The sequence below is a fragment of the Scopulibacillus daqui genome (genome assembly GCF_016908855.1).
Classification (GTDB): domain Bacteria; phylum Bacillota; class Bacilli; order Bacillales; family Sporolactobacillaceae; genus Scopulibacillus_A; species Scopulibacillus_A daqui.
This window is the reverse complement of record NZ_JAFBER010000042.1, coordinates 1-7,505: the sequence shown is the minus strand read 5'-3', so window position 1 is coordinate 7,505 and position 7,505 is coordinate 1. Positions and strand designations below refer to the sequence as shown.

The window sequence follows — 7,505 nt, the reverse complement described above, 5'->3', positions numbered from 1 at the left end:
ACACCCGTTCCCATCCCGAACACGGTCGTTAAGCTCTTCAGCGCCGATGGTAATTGGGGGCTTCCCCCTGTGAGAGTAGGACGCCGCCAGGCATAACTTTCATTAATATAAATGTCAGAATTAATTTTTAATATATTCCACAGTAGCTCAGTGGTAGAGCAATCGGCTGTTAACCGATCGGTCGCAGGTTCGAATCCTGCCTGTGGAGCCAATGCTTCCATAGCTCAGTCGGTAGAGCACTTCCATGGTAAGGAAGGGGTCGCAGGTTCAAGTCCTGTTGGAAGCTCTGTAAAAAAAGACTGCTGTGGCGGGGTTTATCGGATTTCCGATACCCCGCTTTTTTGATGAAAAAACTCTGATGTGTCCTCTCATAAAAGCTCTTCTAACCAGATACCACAATTTTTCTGATGATTTTTTTTAGATATCCATGAAAGAAAATCTATAAAGATGCAAGAATTGATAACTAAAATACCAAAGCTCCGTCATTTGCATGTTATCTTCACCAATGTGGCGCCGCCGGCTGTAACTATAAATCCTGAAGTAACCACATATTGTGACAGCATCAACTTTTTGTATAACTTGTTGCTAAGCCTTTCAAGTCACTTATTAATTTCAATTTGTAATTGCACGGGAAAATAAATCCCGTGCTTTTTGTGTTTCGGGAAAATGTACGTTTATTTATTGTTATCCTCTTTTTTCTTCCTTGCTCTTTTTCTTAAAAACTCAATGGTTTCCTTCACATGTTGAATATCCTCTTCGTCAAGGTCTTCAAGGTTCCAGAAAAAGAGGTTGTCTTTGCCGCGTCCGGGTTGGATTTGAATACCTTTTGGGTTATCTATGCGACCTAATAGGTAATCAGTTGAAACATCGTAACAATCAGCGAGTTTCTCTAATGTTTTATAGTCAGGTTGTCGATATCCTCGTTCATAAGCTGTATATGCAGGTCTGGTTATACCTAAGTAATCAGCTATATCTTGCTGTGTTTTTTTCTTTTCTTTTCTAAGCTGTTTTAATCGTTCTGATAATATAGATAACACCTCCCTTACTAATTTTACAGTAACGGTATGTTACTTAAAACGATAAGTAACAAAATGAAACTTTTTTTAATAAAATAGGTTGACCATGTGACATAACGATACTATAATCAATGTAACGAAACGAAACATTTAAGGGTGGTGATGAATGGAGTCAAAGTAACAAAATGAAACAAAACAAAGAAGGTGTTATGTCATCAACCTTTTGATCCGCATCAAAGAAAAGCTCCTTTGGATAGAACTGAAATTTAAGGTTCTTTAACTAATCGCCCCTTATTGTGCTAAAAGCTTTTTTAACCAAAAGCAAATAACCAAAACCTACTCTGATAACCAGTTTCGGTATAGATTATTAGATCGAAACGCTCTCCTTTTTAATATTTATCTTATGTGTGATATCCATTTTTTAATATGAGAACCCCGGATTGTTAATTAACCTAGATTTGGAAATGGATTAAATAAGAAATATCCATCACAACATTAAATAGGTAATATTGATTATTAAAATGTCATTAATAAGGAGGAACTGATTGTATGAAAAAGCATTTAACAGTTTTGTTTTCAGTTGTGCTAATATTTACACTTTTAGTACCTCTTGCAGATGCGAAAGCAATGAACCCTCAAGAAAAAGATGTAGATGATCAGCAAGTAGATAAGTTAGCCGATGATTTAGAGTATGTGTTTATGAAAAGTATATATATAAAAAATGGTAAATTTTATATAAAAGAAGATAATTTAAGAAATAGGGGTTTATCTAATGAAGATATTAATGGTGTTAAACAAGTTATTGCTTATTGGAATGGTGAAGAAGTTCGTAATTTGAATCATGCAATTGAACCAAGAAGTTGGTTTGTTTGTATGAAGGATCAAATACTGAATGAGTTTGATTTTATTAAAGATACAGCAATCCTTTCATCAGCAATAAAAAAGAAAGACTGGATAAGGTTAGCAAGACTTATCATTAAAAAAGGCGCCAAACGAAGCCCTTATGTCCTAGCTGGATGGCTGGCTTATAAATCAGCTAAATGCGTTGGACACTAAAAAAGGAGGGTGGCTAATATGAAGAAAAAAATATGGATGTCTATATTGTCTATAATTATCATTCCACTCATTTTTATCATTATCAATTGGTTAAGAAACATAGGTCATCCAAATAGTCATATAGATTATATGGGGATAACCATAGATTCTATTGTTTTCATATTGCTCTTTAATCTGTTTTTTTTACCCATGTTTAAAGTTAGATAATTTACTTCCTCAATGGACTCCCCCTCATTAGTCATATCATGAATTTATTTGACCATATCGGGTTTTTAAAGATCAAGGATATTTCGGGACGGGAAAAATTAAAAAAATACACGCAAACCTTATCCTTAATTGCCAAAAACAAGAGAAGGATAGGGGTTGCGTGTGTAAATGCATTTTAACATGATTTTACGCTGGTTTAGAAAATGTGACGATAACAAAGGCTGAAGAAGTTGAGGGAGCTTATCACCTTATAACTCGAAGAAAACATTGTTGCCCTGCTTGGCGATACAAAAAGGAGCAGAAGCTGTTACTCCTGCCCCCAACACAGATGATATATTAACCAAAATGTTCGATTATTTTACAATTCGTTTTGATGTCATATAAGCATTTTTCCAGTAATTCGCTGTTAAAGATTGCACTTTAACGCCTTTTAATGTTGCGGCAATAAACTTTTGATCTCCCATATAAATACCTACAAACGTTGGACTCTTGCTATTCCCCTCTTGGAAAAAGACTAAATCCCCAGCTTTTAAATCTTTTTGTGAAACAGTAGTGCCTTGTTTATATTGATCAGCAATCGTTCTTGGCAGCGTCACTTTTGCATCATTTTTAAATACATATTGCGTAAATCCGGAAGCATCGAAACCTTCTGGTGTGTTTCCGCCATACTTATATGGTTTTCCTTCTAAAGATTTAGCGAATTTTGCAATCTTATCGCCTGTTGATGGTTCAGCAGCGCTTGCGGAATGGCCAAATGAAGCCAATGCGACTGATGTGGCTAGTATTAATGATAATAAGACGACAAATAACTTTGGTTTACGTAAGGTAATGGACATTTAATCCCCTCCAATTTCGAATTAGATTAAAATAGGTGTTGTGTATCTGTTTTCTTTGTGATTTGCTAAGAAAAAAGCATTTGTTGAATGCATCCCAATAAGTATCATTAAAATATCGAAACCAATACAATTAACTTATACTGCCAATCAAATCAATATCACCCCTTTTTTGTTAAAATATGATTACTTTTATATAATAGATATATTTTCCAAGATAGTCAATATAATCTTTCGGATCTGTTTTAAAATTCTTGAAAAGGAGGGGGGTATAAAAGATTGGCAGGGTCTCAATCATCTATTGTCTCGCTTTTTTTGATCTAAAAACATGATTTTCTTATATTTTGTTTGTTATTTTTAGAATAAGTGTTAAAATAATAGTGTTTTGTAATCTCTGTGAAACATATTTGTAACAAATAAGTATTTATTGTAACAACTGGTACATATATAGCGTTATTTACTGAGTGGGTGAGGCTTTTAACGAATTAGAAATCGCTTTTGGATTTTCACGATAAAGCTATGAAATCATTCTTTTTTTGTGGCTTCGCCTATTAAATCTATTAGATAGATTTCATTTTTATAGTCATAAAGGGGAGTTGATAGACAAAGAGGAATTAAGGGGGCGCATCCCTGATACACAAACAAAAAAGCATCATAGATTCATATAGAAGGGATGATAAATAAAATATGCCAAAGCCGTTGAAAGGAAAAGGACGCTACATGCCGGGGCTAGATGGTTTGCGGGCTTTAGCGGTACTTGCCGTTATCGCTTATCATCTCAATTTGAGCTGGGCGCCCGGCGGACTTTTAGGTGTTGGCGTGTTCTTCGTGCTGTCCGGTTATCTTATTACAGATCTGTTAATTACAAAATGGGATCACAGTCAACGCCTTGATTTAAAAGATTTCTGGATCAGCCGAGTACGCAGATTGCTTCCAGCTCTTCTTATCATGATTGTTATCGTTGTCGCTTGGGTTACAATCTTTGATAGATCTTATCTCGGCAAGTTGCGAGGCGATGTCGTTGCATCGATATTATACGTCAGTAATTGGTGGAATATCTTTCACCATGTTTCATATTTTGAAAGCTTTGGACCGCCTTCTCCCATTGGCAACCTTTGGTCTCTGGCAGTTGAAGAACAATTCTATTTGATTTGGCCGATTTTGCTTTATCTTGGTATTCGATATATACCGCGTAAGAGAATACTTGTTGGACTTGTTCTTGCAGGCGCTGCGGTATCCGCATTGGCGATGGATTTCATTTATCAGCCGGGAACTGACCCCAGCCGCGTCTATTACGGTACAGATACAAGAGTTTTTTCCATGCTTATTGGCGCTGGGCTTGCCTTGTTATGGCCAAGCCGAAAACACTCCGTTCAAGTGCCTGAGAAAGCCCGCCTTATGCTCGATTTATTGGGAACTACAGGTCTTATAGGCGTTCTCTTAATGGTTGGTTTGACGAACCAATATGATTCTTTTCTCTATCGCGGCGGGATGGTGCTATTATCTCTATTTTCTGCAATGCTGGTTGCTGTACTCGCTCATCCAGCCAGCCTTATCGGGAAAATTTTAGGATGGGGTCCGCTTCGTTGGCTTGGCGAACGTTCATATGGCATTTATCTATGGCATTACCCTGTCATCATTTTAACAAGCCCAACCGTTGATACCGGTGAACCTAATATACTTCGAGAGGTTATTCAAATAGCTGCCAGCATCGGGATTGCCGCTTTGTCTTGGAAATACATCGAGAATCCTATCCGTCACGGCGCAATCAAGAAGATGGTCAGCAAAGTGCGCAACAAAGAATATCGGTGGAGCCAATTATCAATGAAAAGGCGAGCCGTTTTGGGATTCACATTGCTGCTGATTGCGGTATTTTGCGTTGGCATGAGTCCCATTGTTCCTGCCGAGTCAGTTCAAGAACATGCCTTAGTCAAATCAAATGATAAATCAGTTAAAATAACCAAGTCCACTGAAATAGATTCAGATAAGCGCTTTGATAAATCAAGCGAGAAAAAGGGTATAGAGCATGACTCTGATGCCAATAAGAAAAATCAGCCGAAAAAGCAAGATGAAAGTCCCGGACCAGTAAAAGAAAAAAAGCAGCCGGCGTCCGCATCCTACTCAGGCCAAGATATTACTGCAATTGGAGACTCTGTATTAGTTGATGCCGCTCCTTATCTCAATAAGCTCTTACCTGGTATCACGGTTGATGCCCGTATCGGCCGGCAAATGTCAGAAGCGTCGGGAGTAATCAAAGGCCTTAAATCCAAAGGAAAACTTGGCAACTGCGTGGTCATTGAATTAGGAACGAACGGCCCTTTTACAAAAAAACAGTTAACATCATTACTCGATACAATTGGAAAAGACAAGAAAATTGTATTAGTCAATACTCGTGTTCCCCGGCCATGGGAGAAGGTAGTTAACTCAACGCTGAAAGAAGTAGCGTCAGAATTCCCAAATACGACTCTTGTCGATTGGTACGCTGCGAGCGCCGGAAAAAATTCGTATTTCTCTCCTGATGGTGTTCATCTAAATCCTAAGGGAGCCAAAAATTACGCGTCGCTTATCGTCAGACATTTGACTCATAAATAAATGCTGCCTCTATAGCTTAAGAACGCTGATTTAATATTATTCATACATAAAAATCAATAATATGGCTGCTTTTCTACGAGAAGCCTTATAGCATAAAAGAGCGATGTACTGGGGCAAAATATTTTGATGGTAAAGATTAACTTACATGAAGAGAATTCTTTGAGGGGAATATAGTATTGTTCGCTAAAAGGTGAACAATATTTAAAAAAAGTGGTGATAACGTTGGATCAGAGAACGAATTGGATGCCGTTATTAGCTTCGGTCGGAATTGGCGCTGTTGCTTATCAAATGTTGAAGCCTAATAACAGAATGACTAATGCGGTAAGACAACGCATGGGTCAAATGTGGCGCCAAAAGGAGCTTTTTCCTAACCGTTAATTGGCAAAATCCAGGGGCTTTGCTCCAAGCGTTTTCACGGGTTACAGAGGTCTTTATACGGACCTCTGTTTTCATTAAATATTTCCATGGCCTGATGCATAGCATGTACAAAGGGGTTAATGCTATGGATAGACATGGACTGTTTTATCATTCATTGGCTTTATTTATATTATGTATAAATATTATTGTGACTTTCACCGTTATCTACTTAATATTAGACGTTCTTAACCTTGGACAAATTGTTGAGCATCATACAGCAATAACGGATATGCCTTATTGGGTAGATAAGGGAACCAGAGCACTGTATTTTAGCGCCATTACCTTATTATCTGTCGGATACGGAGATATTACGCCTTTTGGGTGGTCCAGAGGTATTGCTATATTAGAAGCGGCTATAGGTTACATTCTTCCGGCTGTCATTACCGTACAGTATCTTCGTTTGCTTCCTTTCCCGATTGAAAAATGGTTTAAAAATAAGTACAGCAAAGATAATAAGGATGACAATTGGAAAAATAAATAGCAGCCTAAAATGGGGAAAGGGTCATTAAGTATTCAGAAAATAAAAGTTTTTATTTTCCCCTTTACAAACGATGAATGACTATATATAATAATAAATGTCGATTGAGAGAGAAACAAACGATGGCCCGTTGGTCAAGTGGTTAAGACACCGCCCTTTCACGGCGGTAACACGGGTTCGAATCCCGTACGGGTCACCATACATATCGGAGGATTAGCTCAGCTGGGAGAGCATCTGCCTTACAAGCAGGGGGTCACAGGTTCGAGCCCTGTATCCTCCACCATCGCGCCGGTCTAGCTCAATTGGTAGAGCAACTGACTTGTAATCAGTAGGTTGGGGGTTCAAGTCCTCTGGCCGGCATTTTTTATTTATAAAACAAATGATTGTTGTTTGTCAAGCGACACTAATGATGATATACATTATTCGGTCTGGAGGGATAGCGAAGTGGCCAAACGCGGCGGACTGTAAATCCGCTCCCTACGGGTTCGAAGGTTCGAATCCTTCTCCCTCCACCATTTTGAGCCATTAGCTCAGTCGGTAGAGCATCTGACTTTTAATCAGAGGGTCGGAGGTTCGAATCCTCCATGGCTCATCTTTTTTATTATCATGTGTCTGGTTCTCCATAGCCTATCGTGCGGGTGTGGCGGAATGGCAGACGCGCTAGATTCAGGGTCTAGTGTCCTTTACGGACGTGGGGGTTCAAGTCCCTTCACCCGCATTTAATTCTAATAGATCAATGACACAAGGCAATTTGCATAGGCGGATTGGCTTTTTTTATTTGTCTGAAATTTTAGGCTCTACAATAATTTGTGGCTCTACAATATTTGTTGGGGTATGAGAAAAATTAAAACAAAAAAATACACGCAAGCTCCTTAATCCTTTACACTTGAATTGTCCCGAAACAAG

The 7,505-nt window shown here is 38.3% G+C and carries 6 protein-coding genes, 8 tRNA genes and 1 rRNA gene; 13 read left to right on the top strand and 2 right to left on the bottom strand.

What is annotated here, in order from left to right; genetic code table 11:
• The 3 genes from rrf to JOD45_RS16000 all read left to right on the top strand — a co-directional run.
• Positions 1–92: ribosomal RNA gene (gene rrf, locus JOD45_RS16010) — 5S ribosomal RNA — on the top strand; the annotation flags it as partial.
• Positions 93–136: 44 nt separating this feature from the next.
• Positions 137–211, top strand: a tRNA-Asn gene (locus JOD45_RS16005).
• Between the two features lie 2 nt (positions 212–213).
• A tRNA-Thr gene (locus JOD45_RS16000) sits at positions 214–286 on the top strand.
• A 388-nt stretch (positions 287–674) separates the two neighbouring features.
• On the opposite strand, the gene JOD45_RS15995 is transcribed toward JOD45_RS16000, so the two are convergent.
• Positions 675–1,037: a helix-turn-helix domain-containing protein gene (locus JOD45_RS15995; RefSeq protein ID WP_338056110.1), complete on the bottom strand. Its 363-nt coding sequence runs from the start codon at positions 1,035–1,037 to the stop codon at positions 675–677.
• 528 nt (positions 1,038–1,565) lie between these two features.
• On the opposite strand from JOD45_RS15995, the gene JOD45_RS15990 reads away from it, so the two are divergent.
• On the top strand, positions 1,566–2,072 hold the full coding sequence (locus JOD45_RS15990) for a hypothetical protein (RefSeq protein WP_205004908.1): 507 nt from the start codon (positions 1,566–1,568) through the stop codon (positions 2,070–2,072).
• Between the two features lie 560 nt (positions 2,073–2,632).
• Here JOD45_RS15990 and JOD45_RS15985 read toward each other — a convergent pair.
• The gene (locus tag JOD45_RS15985; protein WP_205004907.1) at positions 2,633–3,115 is read right to left on the bottom strand and encodes a C40 family peptidase; all 483 of its coding nucleotides are present in this window, start codon (positions 3,113–3,115) and stop codon (positions 2,633–2,635) included.
• A 684-nt stretch (positions 3,116–3,799) separates the two neighbouring features.
• Here JOD45_RS15985 and JOD45_RS15980 point away from each other — a divergent pair.
• The 9 genes from JOD45_RS15980 to JOD45_RS15940 all read left to right on the top strand — a co-directional run bounded on the left by JOD45_RS15980 (position 3,800) and on the right by JOD45_RS15940 (position 7,317).
• Complete coding sequence (locus tag JOD45_RS15980; RefSeq protein ID WP_205004906.1) at positions 3,800–5,704, top strand: acyltransferase family protein; 1,905 nt, start codon at positions 3,800–3,802, stop codon at positions 5,702–5,704.
• Positions 5,705–5,926: 222 nt separating this feature from the next.
• A complete protein-coding gene (locus tag JOD45_RS15975) occupies positions 5,927–6,082 on the top strand; it encodes a hypothetical protein (RefSeq protein ID WP_205004905.1) in 156 nt (51 codons plus the stop codon).
• A gap of 124 nt (positions 6,083–6,206) precedes the next feature.
• Entirely contained in the window at positions 6,207–6,602 is a 396-nt protein-coding gene (locus tag JOD45_RS15970; RefSeq protein WP_205004904.1) for a potassium channel family protein, read from the top strand.
• A 121-nt stretch (positions 6,603–6,723) separates the two neighbouring features.
• Positions 6,724–6,798 (top strand) — tRNA-Glu (locus tag JOD45_RS15965).
• A gap of 8 nt (positions 6,799–6,806) precedes the next feature.
• Positions 6,807–6,882: transfer RNA gene (locus tag JOD45_RS15960), tRNA-Val, on the top strand.
• A gap of 4 nt (positions 6,883–6,886) precedes the next feature.
• Positions 6,887–6,959, top strand: a tRNA-Thr gene (locus tag JOD45_RS15955).
• Between the two features lie 70 nt (positions 6,960–7,029).
• Positions 7,030–7,114, top strand: a tRNA-Tyr gene (locus JOD45_RS15950).
• A 4-nt stretch (positions 7,115–7,118) separates the two neighbouring features.
• Positions 7,119–7,191: transfer RNA gene (locus JOD45_RS15945), tRNA-Lys, on the top strand.
• A 42-nt stretch (positions 7,192–7,233) separates the two neighbouring features.
• Positions 7,234–7,317, top strand: a tRNA-Leu gene (locus JOD45_RS15940).
• Positions 7,318–7,505: the final 188 nt, after the last annotated feature.

Coding starts and splice junctions, on each gene's coding strand:
- JOD45_RS15990 (WP_205004908.1), top strand. CDS start 1,566: ATGAAAAAGCATTTAACAGTTTTGTTTTCAGTTGTGCTAATATTTACA.
- JOD45_RS15985 (WP_205004907.1), bottom strand. CDS start 3,115: ATGTCCATTACCTTACGTAAACCAAAGTTATTTGTCGTCTTATTATCA.
- JOD45_RS15980 (WP_205004906.1), top strand. CDS start 3,800: ATGCCAAAGCCGTTGAAAGGAAAAGGACGCTACATGCCGGGGCTAGAT.
- JOD45_RS15970 (WP_205004904.1), top strand. CDS start 6,207: ATGGATAGACATGGACTGTTTTATCATTCATTGGCTTTATTTATATTA.